At 46.5% G+C, this 14,845-nt stretch carries 14 protein-coding genes; all 14 read left to right on the forward strand.

The window, feature by feature from the left end; all coding sequences use genetic code 11:
- Positions 1-4 precede the first annotated feature (4 nt).
- A complete protein-coding gene (locus C8U37_RS01840) occupies positions 5-1,645 on the forward strand; it encodes a DUF7305 domain-containing protein (protein ID WP_108031592.1) in 1,641 nt (546 codons plus the stop codon).
- A 17-nt stretch (positions 1,646-1,662) separates the two neighbouring features.
- Positions 1,663-3,288 carry a GspE/PulE family protein gene (locus C8U37_RS01845; RefSeq protein ID WP_211306097.1) on the forward strand — a complete coding sequence of 542 codons (1,626 nt, stop codon included), beginning with the start codon at positions 1,663-1,665 and terminating at the stop codon, positions 3,286-3,288.
- 13 nt (positions 3,289-3,301) lie between these two features.
- Positions 3,302-4,318, forward strand: coding sequence for a type IV pilus twitching motility protein PilT (locus C8U37_RS01850; RefSeq protein WP_108031593.1), 1,017 nt, complete (start codon positions 3,302-3,304; stop codon positions 4,316-4,318).
- A gap of 32 nt (positions 4,319-4,350) precedes the next feature.
- Entirely contained in the window at positions 4,351-5,556 is a 1,206-nt protein-coding gene (locus C8U37_RS01855; protein ID WP_211306098.1) for a type II secretion system F family protein, read from the forward strand.
- 142 nt (positions 5,557-5,698) lie between these two features.
- Positions 5,699-6,031, forward strand: coding sequence for a competence type IV pilus major pilin ComGC (locus C8U37_RS01860; RefSeq protein WP_108031595.1), 333 nt, complete (start codon positions 5,699-5,701; stop codon positions 6,029-6,031).
- Between the two features lie 70 nt (positions 6,032-6,101).
- The gene (locus tag C8U37_RS01865) at positions 6,102-6,857 is read left to right on the forward strand and encodes a prepilin peptidase (protein WP_108031596.1); all 756 of its coding nucleotides are present in this window, start codon (positions 6,102-6,104) and stop codon (positions 6,855-6,857) included.
- 43 nt (positions 6,858-6,900) lie between these two features.
- A complete protein-coding gene (gene pilM, locus C8U37_RS01870; protein WP_170100151.1) occupies positions 6,901-7,923 on the forward strand; it encodes a type IV pilus biogenesis protein PilM in 1,023 nt (340 codons plus the stop codon).
- A gap of 1 nt (position 7,924) precedes the next feature.
- Complete coding sequence (locus C8U37_RS01875; RefSeq protein ID WP_108031598.1) at positions 7,925-8,464, forward strand: hypothetical protein; 540 nt, start codon at positions 7,925-7,927, stop codon at positions 8,462-8,464.
- Positions 8,461-9,018 carry a hypothetical protein gene (locus tag C8U37_RS01880; protein ID WP_108031599.1) on the forward strand — a complete coding sequence of 186 codons (558 nt, stop codon included), beginning with the start codon at positions 8,461-8,463 and terminating at the stop codon, positions 9,016-9,018. The genes C8U37_RS01875 and C8U37_RS01880 overlap by 4 nt, the downstream gene beginning before the upstream one ends.
- Positions 9,019-9,367: 349 nt before the next feature.
- Complete coding sequence (locus C8U37_RS01885; RefSeq protein ID WP_170100152.1) at positions 9,368-10,018, forward strand: VanZ family protein; 651 nt, start codon at positions 9,368-9,370, stop codon at positions 10,016-10,018.
- A gap of 215 nt (positions 10,019-10,233) precedes the next feature.
- Complete coding sequence (locus C8U37_RS01890) at positions 10,234-11,904, forward strand: hypothetical protein (RefSeq protein WP_108031601.1); 1,671 nt, start codon at positions 10,234-10,236, stop codon at positions 11,902-11,904.
- Between the two features lie 221 nt (positions 11,905-12,125).
- Positions 12,126-12,659, forward strand: coding sequence for a hypothetical protein (locus C8U37_RS01895; protein WP_108031602.1), 534 nt, complete (start codon positions 12,126-12,128; stop codon positions 12,657-12,659).
- 435 nt (positions 12,660-13,094) lie between these two features.
- Complete coding sequence (locus C8U37_RS01900; RefSeq protein WP_108031603.1) at positions 13,095-14,204, forward strand: DegT/DnrJ/EryC1/StrS family aminotransferase; 1,110 nt, start codon at positions 13,095-13,097, stop codon at positions 14,202-14,204.
- A gap of 28 nt (positions 14,205-14,232) precedes the next feature.
- Entirely contained in the window at positions 14,233-14,832 is a 600-nt protein-coding gene (locus C8U37_RS01905; RefSeq protein ID WP_108031604.1) for a sugar transferase, read from the forward strand.
- Positions 14,833-14,845: the final 13 nt, after the last annotated feature.

The raw sequence follows: 14,845 nt of genomic DNA on the forward strand, positions 1-14,845 counted from the left end.
AGGGATGGGAATCAAGCATTTCCGAGAGGACGAAAGAGGTAGTGGCCTCGTTTTGACATTGATGGTGCTGCTCGTGCTTTCTATACTGAGTGTTTCAATCGGCATGCTCACAATCGGCAGTCATCGCTTGAGTGTTGCTACCCGTGATGATACATCAGCTTATTACGTGGCAGAGGCCGGAGCCGTTGCGGCTTATGAAAATATTCAGAAGGAAGTGCTGAGCGCTTATGTAAATAATGCAACAGAAGGCTCCTTCTATAATAATGTTTCGACTATTGTGACCTCCCAAAATGGTCAATCCTCTGTTGATTTTGGTGCGCAGTTCGGCAGCAAGCCTTCTGCAACGATCCGGACTGAAAAAACATCCGGGACGGATCCGCAAGTATTCACCATCTATTCCACCGGAAAAGTGGATGGAAAAGAAAGGACCGTTACGAAACAGATCACTGTGGAGTGGTTTGAAAAAAATACCGGTGGCGGTGGATTGCCGACACTTGCTGCTAAGGGGGCTCTGTTGACGAAAGAGGATATTAAAATTTCTGATGGTGTTACGATAAATGGCAATATATATACTGATGATAATGTCAATATACCTAATGGTAACATTAACGGTAACATCTACGCTAATGGGGGCGTTACTATCACAGATGGTATGCTTAAAGGTGATATATATACTAATTCTACAAAAAAGAACGCATTCACTATTGGTGGCTGGATCAATTTAAGATCATCTACGTTATTTCACTCGAATCAAATTACGGCTGAAGAGGTACTTAAGTATCCAAAAAATTATACTAATTTCCCCAGATTGGAAGCTAAAGATAACGTATGGGATAGCAGTAGCTATCTTTCGAATTTTAAAGCTTACCAAAGCTTATTGGATCAAGTGAAGGTACCTACCGAAACCAATACAGACTTTAAAAAATTGCCGGATAAGACTATACAAAAAGATCAGTGGAATCAGTACAAAGTTCAAGACAATGGAAATCTTTTCCTGAATAGTTGGATGCTCGATACCTATAATCTTGAAATTCAAGACAATATTTTTTTCAATAAACTAGTCGTTGGGTCTGGAAAAACGCTGACTATTGATCCGATGGGTGGGAATCACACCATTTTAGTAGATGATTTATCGGTCATGTCAGGGACTCTCAATATTGTTGGAGAAGGCACAGTCACAATGGTTGTAACGGGTAAAATGGCATTTAATCATACAACATATATCAATAATCCTGGATCGAGTAATCAGCTCGTGTTTATATACACGGGCCCTACACCTAATTTCAATTACATCACAAAGATGAATGCCCATGTCATAGTCTTAGGAAATAAGGGTCCTGTTAATATATCTGATTCGACTATAAATGGCGTATTCCTGACGGATAACAATAATGTCAATAATACAAGTAATAACTCAGTTGGACCTTCCAACATGATGCTCATTGCCCCAAATGCGGCTGTCTCGTTATCAGGTTCTTACTCAATAAACGGCACGGTCATCGCAAAAACATTCAAAATGGACGGTGGTGCAAGCCTCAAATATGCAGACGTTGCCACGACAGGCTTTCCGTTCGGATCGACCGAGGTGGTTGCTGATCCGGACCCGGAAGACATCATCAGTTCAGGGACAGTCATAGAAAATTAACAGAAAGGTGGGAGAATGTGGCAGATTTTGAGAAGAAAAAATTAGGGGATTTATTGAAGGAAGCGGGTCTCATAACGGAACTGCAGATTGTGGAAGCAATCAGCATGAAAAAGCAGGATCAAAAATTAGGGGATTTGTTGGTTGATCAAGGTTACATCACTGAGAAACAATTACTGGATGCATTAGAGATCCAGTTGAAACTGGAAAGTGTGTCTTTGTATCAATATCCGATCGATATGTCTGTAGTGGAGCTGATATCAAAAGATTTTGCACGATCAAAATTATTGCTCCCAATCAGAAAAGAGAGTACCCGCTTGATAGTGGCAATGAATGATCCGTTGGACTTCTATGCCATAGAGGAGTTGGAATTTTCTACTGGCTATGTCGTCCGGCCGGTGATAGCGACACGAGATGACTTACTGCAGACAATCAACCGCTTATATGACTCAAAAGAGGTAAATATTGAGTACATCGAGGGTGAGGATGCTCCCGCAGTCAGGATCTTCAATCAATTGCTGGAAACCGGTGTATCGCTTCGGGCATCCGATATTCATTTGGATCAAACAGAACGCCAAGTATCCGTTCGGTACCGCGTAGATGGCCTGCTCCGGAATGAACGCCCTTTGCCGAAAACCTTGATGAACGCTTTGGTCGCTCGGATCAAAATCATAGCCGGATTGAACGTTACGGAAACGCGCCTGCCCCAGGACGGTCGTATCAGCACAACGATTTTGGGGAAACGGGTGAATTTGCGTGTGTCTACCTTGCCGACTGTTTTTGGTGAAAAAATAGTGCTGCGGATATTGGATATCTCCAACATGTTCAGAAAAGTGGAGGATATCGGATTAGAAAAGGACATTTTGGATGATTATCGGGAACTGATTGCCCTGCCGTCGGGACTGATCTTGTTGACAGGTCCGACAGGTTCAGGGAAAACATCCACGCTGTATGGCTCCATCAATGAACTGAACCATCCAGAAAGTAATATCATCACGATTGAAGACCCGGTTGAATATCAACTCGAGGGCATCAACCAAGTTCAGGTAAATGCCCAGATTGGGTTGACCTTTGCGACCGGATTGCGCTCCGTCTTGCGTCAGGATCCAAATGTTATCATGGTAGGGGAAATCCGGGATACAGAAACAGCTGAGAACAGTGTGCGGGCGGCCCTGACTGGTCATTTGGTGTTCAGTACATTGCATACCAACAGCGCCATTGAGGCCATTCCCCGCTTGCTTGATATGGGGATCGAATCTTACTTGATCGTATCCGCCTTAAGTGGTGTCGTAGCGCAACGACTCGTCAAAACCATCTGTAAAGATTGTGCCGACACACGAGAGGCAACGCCGGTTGAGAAGGAACTCTTTGAGCGACGCAACCAGACAATCGACACGATCACGTTCGGCAGGGGCTGTGATGTTTGCCGTCATACCGGATATCGTGGTCGGATGGCTATCCATGAATTGATTGTGATCACGGACGAAATAAAGCAGCTGATGATGAATCAGGCGTCCATCCAAGAAATCAAACGCCATATCAAGCAACAAGGTGTCCGCTTTCTGGTCGACGATGGCTTGATAAAAGTGAAGGCAGGCAAGACCACGTTGGAAGAGGTTTTGCGGGTTGCTTCAATCAATGAATAAGAGGGCGGAAACAATGGAACAGTTGGATTCGATATTAAGCGCCGCATATGAAAAAAAAGCTTCCGATGTCCATCTTGTGGTAGGCTCAGCACCGGTTTTCCGGGTGGACGGAAAGCTGATTCCCCAAAAAAAAGCGCCTCTCACGCCTCCAGATACGGAACAGTTTGCGAAAACTATCCTGAGCGAAAGCTTGTGGGGGGTGCTGGAACGGAAACGGGAAATTGATATTTCTTATGGCATTGACGGCATTGCCCGTTTCCGCGTGAACGTATTTTATCAGCGCAGCGCGCTTTCGCTTGCTTTTCGTATCATTTCAAAAGAAATTCCCAGCGTGGAAAGTTTAGGTCTTCCCGGCATCACCAAAAAATTGGTCCAAAAGCCACATGGACTTTTCTTGGTTACCGGTCCGACCGGCAGCGGCAAAAGTACCTCACTGGCGGCGCTGATCGATTATGTGAACGAAACGATGAACCGGCACATCATTACTTTGGAAGATCCAATCGAATACCTGCATGTGCATAAGCAATCCATCATTGAACAGCGCGAAGTAGGCTTCGATACCTTATCATTCAAAGAGGGTCTGCGTGCGAGTTTGCGCCAAGATCCTGATGTCATTCTGGTAGGGGAGTTGCGCGATATGGATACCATTTCCACGGCCATCACGGCATCCGAAACTGGACATTTGGTTTTGGGGACATTGCACACTTCGGATGCATCCGGCAGCATTGAACGGATGATTGACGTCTTCCCAGGAGGGCAAAGGGATCAGATCCGTTTGATGCTTGCGAATGTCTTGGTAGGTATTTTGTCGCAGCGGCTTTTGCCGACCAAGAAGGCTGATGGTCGTGTGTTAGCGACCGAAATGTTGGTCAACAATGCAGCGATCAAAAATTTGATCCGAGCTGAAAAAATGCACCAAATCCCGAATGTGCTGCAGACTTCGATGGATCAAGGCATGCACACCATGGAGATGAGCATCAAGCGGCTCGTGGAAGAAGAAAAGATCAGCCGGTCGCATCTATTGCCGTAGATGGAAAAATCGGTAACTAAGAAAGGAGGGTAATGATGGCCGTTTTTACCTATAAAGCCAAAACAACAGACGGAAAACTGATGAAGGGGAAAATAGAGAGCAGCAATAAAAAAGAAGCGCTGAACGAACTCAGGCACATGGACCTGATCGTCTTTGAAGTGAATGTGTTGAATGCTGTCCTGAATAAGGACATCTCCTTGCGCACTTCTTTGAAATCAAAGGATTTTATTGTGTTTCTCAGACAGTTTTCCTCTTTGATTAATGCAGGGATCTTGCTTGTGGATGCGTTGGATCTCCTTGCTGCCCAATCCACGAGTTTGTTGCTCAAAGAAGCATTGGAGGAATTGTCCGAGGAGGTAAGAGAAGGGGTCACTTTGTCTGAAGCGATGGCGAAAAAACCAAAATTGTTTCCTGATTTATTGATACATATGATTCATTCGGCGGAAGTCAGCGGGCGTTTGGAGGATGTCCTCCAACAGATGGCGGACTATTATGAGAAGCAGCACCGGATCAAGCAAAAAATCTCCACCGCGATGACTTATCCGCTTGTTGTAGGGGTGCTAGCGTTCTTCATCACCGTCTTTCTGTTGGTGTTCATCGTGCCGATATTCGGGGATATGTTTGCCTCCATGGGAAGCGAGCTGCCTGCGATTACGCAGTTTGTCCTGACGCTGAGCGGGTTGTTTCAGCATTATTGGTGGCTTGTGATCTTAATAGTCGGAGTCCTGGTTGCAATTATCATTCAGCTCGGGAAAAAAGATCAGGTCGCGTACGTGTTCGATGTGGTGCAGCTGAAGATTCCTATTCTGGGAACCTTCTTGCAGAAAACGCTGTTGGCGCGGATGACACAAACGTTAAGTTCTTTGATCAACAGTTCGGTTCCGATTCTGCAGGCCATCGAAGTGACCAGTCAAGTCGTGGGCAATCGGGTCGTTGAAAAGGTATTGTTGCAAGCACAAAAAGATGTCGAACAAGGTGAGTCGCTGGCGAAGCCGATGCTGGATCATTGGTTTTTCCCGCCGTTGATCATTCAGATGATCCAAGTCGGGGAATCGAGTGGCGAGTTGGACGAGATGCTGAAGAAAGTTTCGGAAATCTACGATCAGGAGGTGCAGGAGGCGTCCGACAGGCTGCAAGCGTTGATTGAACCGGTGATGATTATTTTCCTTTCCGGCATCGTGGGCTTTATCGTTCTTTCCATCGTTATCCCGATGTTCAGCATGTTTGAAACTTTCTGATAATCTAGAGACAAATATATTGCATGTGTAAAATAATTGTTGTATGATTTGGATTGGAAATAAACTTCTGTTGGTATAAGAAGTGAGTTTTTTTACTAAACAAACATTAAGAAATGACACAAAGAAAATGGAGGAAAAGAAAATGAGAAATAAAATCAAACAGTTGTTGAAAAAAGAAGGCGGCTTTACATTAGTTGAATTACTAGCGGTTATTGTGATTTTGGGGTTCATCGTTGCCATTTCCATTCCGTTGATCGGAAATGTGATTGAAGGCGCTGGCGATGATACGGATGCTGCCCAACAAGAGTTGGTTATCGATGCGGCTCAAATGTACGAGCTAGAAAACAGCATACCAGCCGAGGGAGTTTCTACTGATGATTTAATAGCAGCAGGGTTCCTTGAGTCTGATTTTGAAGGTGATTTGACAGTAACGAAAACAACTGCTGATGGAAAGACAACCTACGAAGTAGATTAATCGTAACACCCATTCAAATACATAGAAAGACTCCTTCGTGGAGTCTTTCTTGCTTATTAGGAGTTTTTTTATGCATACAATCGTAACCGTTGTTTTTTTTATCTACGGCTTGGTATTTGGGTCTTTCTTTAATGTGGTGGGGTTGCGGGTGCCGAACGGGACGTTGTTGGCGCAAACGCGTTCCTATTGCGACACGTGCCAGCGGACCTTGACTTGGAGAGAGTTGCTTCCGGTCTGGTCTTTTTTGCGCCAAAGAGGCCGATGCCGCCAATGTAAGGATAAAATTTCCTTGCTTTATCCGATTATGGAGCTGGCGACCGGGCTCTTGGCGGCCCTTACTTTCTACCGTTATGGCTGGAATGAACAAACGTTTCTGGGCTTACTGCTGCTTGCGCTCATCATTCCGATCACAGTATCCGATTTGGCCTACAGGAAAATTCCAAATAAGTTACTTTTGTTTTTCACGCCATTGTTTGTGGCTTTGCGCATCCTGTATCCGCATCCTTCTTTAGGGGAGTCCGTATTGGGAGCAGGTCTGGCCTTTGTTTTAGTGTTCGTGATCATCCTTGTATCTAATGGGGGCATGGGCGCAGGTGATCTGAAATACCTCACTTTATTGGGCTTTATTTTCGGACCTGCTCTCTTTTTATTACTTTTCTTCTTGGCCACCCTTTACGGAGCCATCACGGGAATGATCATCATGAAGCTGAAAAATGGCAATCGGAAAATGACCATTCCGTTTGGGCCATATATCGGTCTGGCCGCACTGACTGTTTTTTATTTTGGAGAAACGATGATTCAGTGGTACTTGGCACTGCTTAGCTGAGTGTGCGCACTGTATGCGTTTTGGATCTGGAAGGAGGTATATTATGTTATTTCAGAAAAAAACACTGCTTTATTTTGAATTTTTGGAAAGACGGATCCGCTATCTGGTTGTGGATGCTCAATCCTATGCCATACTGGAAAAAAATGATATTCTGTTTGATACCGAAATCCTTCATGAAGGGAGAATCATCAATCCGTCTCTGCTTGAGAATCGCCTGAACGCACTGGTTACGGAAAGAAAGTGGAAAAATGCGCAAGCGTCCATCCTGTTGCCGGACGACTTTGTCATTGTGCGCGAAGAAAAAGTGCCGATACAGTTAGCACCCTCAGAAATAAGAGCATATATTGCCTTACATATGGGCCAACTGATCCGTTCTCCGTTTAAGGAGACACGTTTTCACTTTGAGTTGCTTGAAAGGGATGAGACCGAGCACAATATACTCTTAATGCTTTATCCGCAAGAAGTCATTTTACAGTACGAATCTGTATTGCAGAAGGTATCTTTAGATCCCGTTGTAGCGGATATCTCTTCGCTATGCCTGTATCGGATTATTCAGCAACAAAATGAACTGCAACAGAATCCGGAAAAGCACGTAATGGTATTGCAATGGAGTCCTGTGGATCATGCAATCATGGTTTTTCATCGAGATTTGCCTAAATTTTCACGTCAGTCGCGTTTAGCCCGTTTGGTTGATTTATGGGATGTTACCCCAGAAGGTGAATGGATTTGGAAAGACGATCAAGACTCTTTTGATGAGGCAATCACGGATACGCTCGATGTTTTGGAAAGATTGCTGGAATTTTATCGCTATTCTGTGATGAATGGGGAAGGCGGCGTGACGGATATATTTTTGACAGGCGATTTCCCTGATCTGGAAAAGGTAAGAGAACAATTATCCCAACGCTTCTTTCTGCCGATTCATATGCTGCAGGTTTCTGAAGAAATCAGCTCCAAATTTTTGCCGCTATATGGGCTTGCATTAAAAGAGAAGAATGCAGCCATTCCGAAGAAAGTTGCCAAGAAAAAAGTGAAGCGCACCGGAAAAAAAGTACAGGAGGGAAAATAAGATGTTTGAAGTCAATTTTTTTGAAAAAAAACAGAGAAACTTTCTTCCTTACTTACTCAGTGCGGTTTTTCTCCTCTTGCTTGTTTTTTTGGGGGTCTACTTCTTCTCAGCGCAAGCATATTATACGAACGCTGAAATACGCGATCAAGAATGGCTTCAAGTTGAGGAAGAGCAATTAAAAGTATCACGGCAAATGCAAGAATACGCTAGATTGACGGAGCAAGTTGCAGAAAATAAAGTTGCTTTTGAAGCGAAGCAATATCCAATGGCCTACGTAACAAAGTCGATCCTGGAACAAGTCCCGAATGGGGAACAGCATGTGACCATTTTTAGCAAAAATGAAACAAATCAAATCACCTTTGTATTAGAAGGATTGACGATTACGGAGATTTCTGATGCTTTCGACAAGTTCAAAGCGTTGCCGTTTGTCTCGGATGCCCACTTCATACGCATGGATAATCAGCCAGATGGAGCGGGTTCGGCGGTCGAAATTTGGCTGGAAATTAATGAAGAAGCTTTACGAGAGGAGGTCCTGTCATGAAGCTGAAATGGAATCCTATGTCGGTCCTATTGGCCTTCGTTATGGTGGTGGGACTTCTCGGAATATTTATTTATGGGCAGGTGTATTTTCTTAATCCGATCAAGGAACGATCTGAGCGTGCGGCGCAGCAGGTAGAGGAACAAAAGAGCTTGAAGGCCGACTATCCACCGGATGAAACATTGCTGGAAGACTCCAGGCAAAAGTATGAAGAGACTTGGGGATTTTTACCTGAAGGCGAAAAGGTCAATCAAGAGCTGGTCGTTCTGGATAGGATGGCTGCTGAAGAGAATGTCCTAGTGCAACAAATAGCACGTGTAGGAGAACCGCAACCGATCGAAGGACTTGATGAAAGTTACCGGAAAACTACCTACGAAGTTGAACTGACAAGCAATGCTGCGGGCAATATGCAGAGGCTTGTGGAAAGACTTGAGGGATTGGAACGCATCTGGAATATCTATTCTTTGGGGTTCGAAAAGCTTGATGAGGAGTCTTTCAGCGGTACATTGACTTTTGAATTGTTTTATTATGTGCCGGTTTCCGATGATTCGCAGTAATATAAAACGATCTGCACCATCACTTACGCATGTGATGGTGCAGATCGTTTTTGTGTGAGATAGATAGCATGCATGTCTGGCCGGCGCACCCGGCCACTAAGGGCAGCCCTCCTCCGGCGAAGCCGTGTGTCCCCGGAGGTAACCCTGGGAAGTGATGCACCAGCTCCGATGAGGGAAGCTTCCCCGGAGGACAGCCCTATAAGACGGCGCCAGCTACGACGAAGGCGCCGCTCACCGGAGGAGCGAGCGCAAGGGCGCAAAAATGTTCGGCCGACGGACTACACCGAACTGCAGCTTTCTGATATACTGGAAGGAACATTCTAGTCGGAAACGAAAGGAGGCGGTACCCATGGAAAGGGAGCAACGCTATTACCACTGGCTGCCGGTAATCGTTTGGATGATCGTCATCTTCATTCTGTCGGCTCAACCAGCGGACCAGTCCATTATCTTGAGCGGGAGCGTGACGCGCTTCTTCGCGGATGCGCTCAATCAGCTTTCCGCATTCATCGTGTATTTTACGCGTGCGCAGGGGACGGTCGTGTTTTTGGCAGGCATCCTCTTGCTGATCTATCTGTTGGAAACACTGGAAGATGAACCGCAACTTTTCGGCATCAAAAAACGCTGGATCATCGGCGGAACCGCCATTTTCTTGGCGTTGGCGATCTGTCTGTTCCTGTTCGTCGATCTCGTGCAGGACACCAGTTTTGCCTACGCTGGCAGATTGATTCGCAAATCAGCCCACTTCATCGCCTATCTGATCCTCGGTTTCTTGGTCTCGCATGCGAGGAAGAACGAGGCCTCCACCGCGTACGTCTGGAAACAAAGGGGCACCAGCCTGTTGCTTTGTGTGGCCTACGCTATCAGTGATGAGTTCCATCAAATCTTTGTGCCCGGCCGCGGTCCGCTGTTGAAGGATGTCTTCATTGACGGATCAGGCGCAGCAATAGGCATCTTGCTTTACGTTGGTGCCGAAAAGTTGTGGTTGCGCAGAAGAAAATAGCAGGGGGCGGTCTCAAAATCAATTGAGACGGCTTCTTTTTTTCGCGGAGCGCAGGCTTATGGATAGGAGTGAAAGCGCATTTTTTGTTATAATCGAAAGTGTCAGGAATACGGAAGCGAAGAGAAGTGGAATTATCCTGGTTTTGATGATGCTAGTCTGTTAATTGACTATTCCTATGTGAGAACGCGTTCTTTCCTATGAAGGAGGGGTTGGAAGTGAAAAATAAGGATTTGCTGTTGCTGCCGGTCATATTGATGAGCCTTCTGTATGCCAAGATGCCGGAGATGGCGCAGATGCTCAGTACAAACAGCGCACTTCAGGGAATGATCAATGGCGTTGCGCCATCGGAAACAGCAAGCGGCCAGACAGCGGATGTTCAAGCCGCACAAGGCGAAATCAGCTTGGATGAGTTCCCCAAACGAAAGACGGACAAAGATGATACTGAGCGGATTCAGCGGGCAGTCGATTACTGCATAGCGCATGACCAGGATTTGGTTTTCCCGAGCGGCGGTTCCTATACGGTACGGCAAGTCAATATCGAGGCAGGGCTCAGGATCGTCGGCTACGGCGCCAAAGTAACTTTGGCCGATGACCAGCCGAAGTCGGCACGGATGTTCACGACCCAGAACCGGAAATGGGAATCGGCTGAAGATTCCGATTATCTGATCATTGAGGGACTGACGCTTGACGGAAACTGTTGGAACCAGGGCGAATTCATGAACTATGAGAAAGAGCAGCAGTTTGGCATCTTTTTTTCCGGATCGTTGGAGAAAAAAGGGATGCTGCGCGGCAAGGTGATCAACTGCCGTTTCCAAAATTGGTGTGCGGATGGCGTCCATGTCTACACAAACGCGGACGTTGCGGTCATTGGCTGCTCCTCCATCAATTGTTTCCGGGGTGGCATTGTCGCCAGCGGCAGCCCTTCGAACGTCCGGATAACCGACTTTGTGGGTGAAAAAGGCGCATTCGGCACGGCGATGGATATCGAAATTGATACCCCGGGAAAAGTGAACCTCACCATCAACGCAATGCAGGCATACCGCGATATCGACATCTCTATGCCCGAAGGATCGGTGGCCACAGTGGATAAACTTACCGTTGTAGGCGGCTTGACAAAAATTTATGGATTCAAGAATGAGATTACCGTCAGCGATTCAAACATCGGGCAATTGGATGTGATAAACGCCACAGACTGCGTTTTCAATAATACCAAAATCACAGTGACTCCTAGCACTACGCAAAACGTAATCGGGGCAACGGTGAGTGTAATGGACAGTTTCTCCGAATTGCCCCAAGAGGACTTCTATACGGTGTTCAATGACTGCACTTTTGAGCGGTCGGATAAGGACGACCCGGTCGAAACGGATAAGGGGTTGATCGCGCTGAATGGCTATTTCGGGAAGGTTACGTTGAATGACTGTACTTTTGGCAAAGGCTTCAAGACCGGCTACTATGCTCTCGGTGTGGCGTATTCAGCCATCAACAATGTCACCTTTGATTGTGACACAGCGGTCGCCATGAAGCCTCTAGTTTGGGCCAAGGTTTATGAGATGGTGCTTGACGGTGTCCGATACGGGGAAAACACCAGCGTTCCGTTCCGCTTTTTGGCCTATATGGAGACAAAGCCTTACACAACGGTCGTTTTTAAAAACATGACCTTGGACAGCGTGCAAGCGGGTTATGCAGGCGACGCAGCCATCGGCACGACCAGGATAGAGAGCAGCAGGATCATCTTGGTGGAATCCGATCCGAATGTTGCCGGTGTCGCCGGTTTTGCGGGAGATACCGCTGTATTGAAGACGCCTGTAGATGGAGAACCGCATGAATGGGTTGCCAGCACGTCTGATCCTGTCGCAGCCGAATGGGAGGTATCGAAAGGCGAGTAGCCTGTATCGAGTCTTACCTTCGCCACTCGTAAAAAGATTGTTAGTAAACTTGTTTAATTAATTGGATTTGGACAGGGAAATGTAGTAAAATCAAAATATAAAGCGTTTGCATTTTTCGTGATTCCTAGGCCGGCTCAATCAGGGGTCACCCGAATGGAAAGTTTGCCCTTGCAGCAATTGGCCAGGTTTCTGGCCTTATGATAAGAAGGAGATGATTCGAGATGGAACAAAATGAATGTCAATTTCCATGTCTGAGAGATATAGCTGAAGGTAATGTGAAACTGCCGCCACAATCACTGAAGAAACGCGTTCAACTCTCCATCAAGAGAAATTTGAGTCCAAGTCAGATCAAGGCCCTCCATAAAAATGCCGCTGTGGCAAAAAAGTATCTTTTCAAAACAATGGGCAAAACAATGCCGGTTGCTAAGGTGGTGCCGGCTTTATCTGGTGTACGTTTGCAGGCGGGAGATACCGTTCGTGTACGGACTATGGAAGAAATAGAAGCCATGCTTGATGGCTCGAAAAAAACGCGTGGATGCGCCTTTATGGATGGAATGGAGCGTTATTGCGGCACCACACAACGCGTCCTTAAATCGATGGAGCGCTTCGTTGATGAACGTGAACTTAAAGTGAAAAAATGTAACGGAATCATATTACTTGAGAATGTCATGTGCGAAGGTGTCTTGGCTTTTGGCCGTTGTGACCGCTGTTGCTTAATGTTTTGGCGGGAAGAGTGGCTTGAAAAGATTGAGTAACAGGGTACACAATAATACAGGCCTGCATGACAACTTTTAGCGGTTGTGGAGTGGGCCATTCTCTGACTTTATTTGAAAGCGAAACCCATTTCAACGTCTAATGGGATTGCTCAGTTTTTCCTAATGTTTTTCCGCAAACTATCCATCACGGCGCCATCACCGGTTTCAGCCACTCTATTTGAAAATCCCGTTTTGTTCATTCCTGTTTTTCTTTTTCTTCAAACGCCAATTCACTACATGTGAAAATTTAACCAACCCTCTTTTTTAATCCTCTAATGAATAAAAAAAACTAAACAACCTAATTTACCGCGCAAACAAAAAATCCAAATGCAGCCCAAAACTCAAGAAGACAGCCACCGCGATGATCGGATGATCCAAAACGGTGCCTGTTGATATGTTTAACATACTTAGTTAAAAAGAAAGGTGCCGATTCAAATGAAATATTCCGAAATTGGTAGTAATTTTTGGCTTGACCCTGAAACCAAGTTTGTTGTGGGGGAGCTCGGTAATGAGGATTTTGGCTTGCCGGAGGGCGACATGGCTTTTACCTCAACCGGGCGGGGAGCCATCTTGTTGGCCATCGCCCATATGGACCAACAAAGGAAAGTCGCCCTGCTGCCGTCGTTCACGTGTTCTTCCGTCATTTTGCCGTTTGTCGAAAACGGCTACCAGGTGGACTATTACGACATCGAAAAGGATTTGACCATTTCCAAGGAGCGTTTTTTGGAAAAAGTCGAGAGGATGCGGCCATCCGTCATCCTGGTGCAGAACTATTATGGTTTTGACACTTTGACCCCCATGAAAGAGGCATTCGGGAATCTGCACAAGCAAGGCGTCGTCATCATCGAGGATGTCACGCACAGCCTGTACTCCGGGATACCCAGGCTGACGGAGGCGGATTATTATGTGACCAGCCTCCGCAAATGGTTCGGGATCCCGGAAGGCGGGATGGCGCTCTCTCTAAAAGGACCCTTCCGGAACAAACCGACAGACACTGACGGCGAACTGGAAAGAGCCAAACTGGATGCGTTGTACGGGAAATACCGTTATATCATGGAAGGAATCGGTGAAAAACCGGAAGTTCTGGGCAAATGCCGGGATGCGGAAACGATGCTGGAAAACCAAGGCGGGATCCATGCCTTGGGCGATTGCTCGAAGGCGATTTTGGGCAATGTGGCTGTCGCTGCACTGCAAAAACAGCGGAGGGAGAACTACGGCTTATTGGTCCAAAAGGTGAATGCGCTGCGGAGCATCGCGGCTGTCTTTCCGGCGTTGCCCGAAGATGTCGTGCCGCTGTTCCTGCCGGTGTTCACTGTTGCGGAAAGCGACCGTAAGCTGCTGCAATCCTACTTGAGTGCGCGTTCTGTCTACGCCCCTATTCTCTGGCCTAGCTTTGATGGCGAAAAGGGGCTGTCGCTGGGAAATGCGTCCCCGACCGTCAAATGGATATACAAGCATATTCTTTGCATTCCGGTCGATCAGCGATACGGTCGGGAAGACATGGCCTATATTGCAGACGTGCTGGCCGATTTTGATGATCAATGATTCCGCATCAGGGAAGGAAGAGTCGAAAATGTACAGAAACGTCATAAAAAGACTGTTGGATATCGTGATTTCCGGATTAGCACTGCTTGTGCTGGCGCCGTTGTTCATACTCATCTCATTGGGCATTGTCTTTAGCGCCAAAAGTTCACCCTTTTTCTTTCAGAACAGGATCGGCAGGAATGGGGAGACCTTCAGGATAATCAAGTTCCAGACGATGGTCCCTAATGCGGAACATATGGGGGCAGGCGTCCATGTCGAGGGGGAAGCGGATGACCGGATCACCAAAATCGGTCGGATTTTAAGGCGCACCAGCATTGATGAATTGCCGCAATTGGTGAATGTGTTGCAGGGCGCGATGAGTCTGGTTGGACCGAGGCCGCCGGTTACCTACATCCCTTACGATGGTTATAAGAATTATCCCGAGTGGGCCAAAAAGAGGTTTGAAGTAATGCCGGGGATCACCGGATGGTCGCAAGTGATCAATCGGAATGCCGTGACATGGGATGAGGCAATCAAATACGACAATGAATACGTCGACAGGCTATCATTTGCGATGGATTGCAAAATCATTTTCAGAACGATCGAACAAGTCCTCAAGCCCGATGGCATCTACAACTCCGATACCTGATGCGTTCGTTTTT

This window comes from Trichococcus patagoniensis (assembly GCF_003051085.1).
GTDB classification, from domain to species: Bacteria; Bacillota; Bacilli; order Lactobacillales; family Aerococcaceae; genus Trichococcus; species Trichococcus patagoniensis.

Bases quoted from the DNA above. Each gene is read 5' to 3' on its own strand.
- C8U37_RS01840 (WP_108031592.1), top strand. From the start codon at position 5: ATGGGAATCAAGCATTTCCGAGAGGACGAAAGAGGTAGTGGCCTCGTT.
- C8U37_RS01850 (WP_108031593.1), top strand. From the start codon at position 3,302: ATGGAACAGTTGGATTCGATATTAAGCGCCGCATATGAAAAAAAAGCT.
- C8U37_RS01855 (WP_211306098.1), top strand. From the start codon at position 4,351: ATGATGGCCGTTTTTACCTATAAAGCCAAAACAACAGACGGAAAACTG.
- C8U37_RS01860 (WP_108031595.1), top strand. From the start codon at position 5,699: ATGAGAAATAAAATCAAACAGTTGTTGAAAAAAGAAGGCGGCTTTACA.
- C8U37_RS01865 (WP_108031596.1), top strand. From the start codon at position 6,102: ATGCATACAATCGTAACCGTTGTTTTTTTTATCTACGGCTTGGTATTT.
- pilM (WP_170100151.1), top strand. From the start codon at position 6,901: ATGTTATTTCAGAAAAAAACACTGCTTTATTTTGAATTTTTGGAAAGA.
- C8U37_RS01875 (WP_108031598.1), top strand. From the start codon at position 7,925: ATGTTTGAAGTCAATTTTTTTGAAAAAAAACAGAGAAACTTTCTTCCT.
- C8U37_RS01880 (WP_108031599.1), top strand. From the start codon at position 8,461: ATGAAGCTGAAATGGAATCCTATGTCGGTCCTATTGGCCTTCGTTATG.
- C8U37_RS01885 (WP_170100152.1), top strand. From the start codon at position 9,368: ATGGAAAGGGAGCAACGCTATTACCACTGGCTGCCGGTAATCGTTTGG.
- C8U37_RS01895 (WP_108031602.1), top strand. From the start codon at position 12,126: ATGGAACAAAATGAATGTCAATTTCCATGTCTGAGAGATATAGCTGAA.
- C8U37_RS01900 (WP_108031603.1), top strand. From the start codon at position 13,095: ATGAAATATTCCGAAATTGGTAGTAATTTTTGGCTTGACCCTGAAACC.
- C8U37_RS01905 (WP_108031604.1), top strand. From the start codon at position 14,233: ATGTACAGAAACGTCATAAAAAGACTGTTGGATATCGTGATTTCCGGA.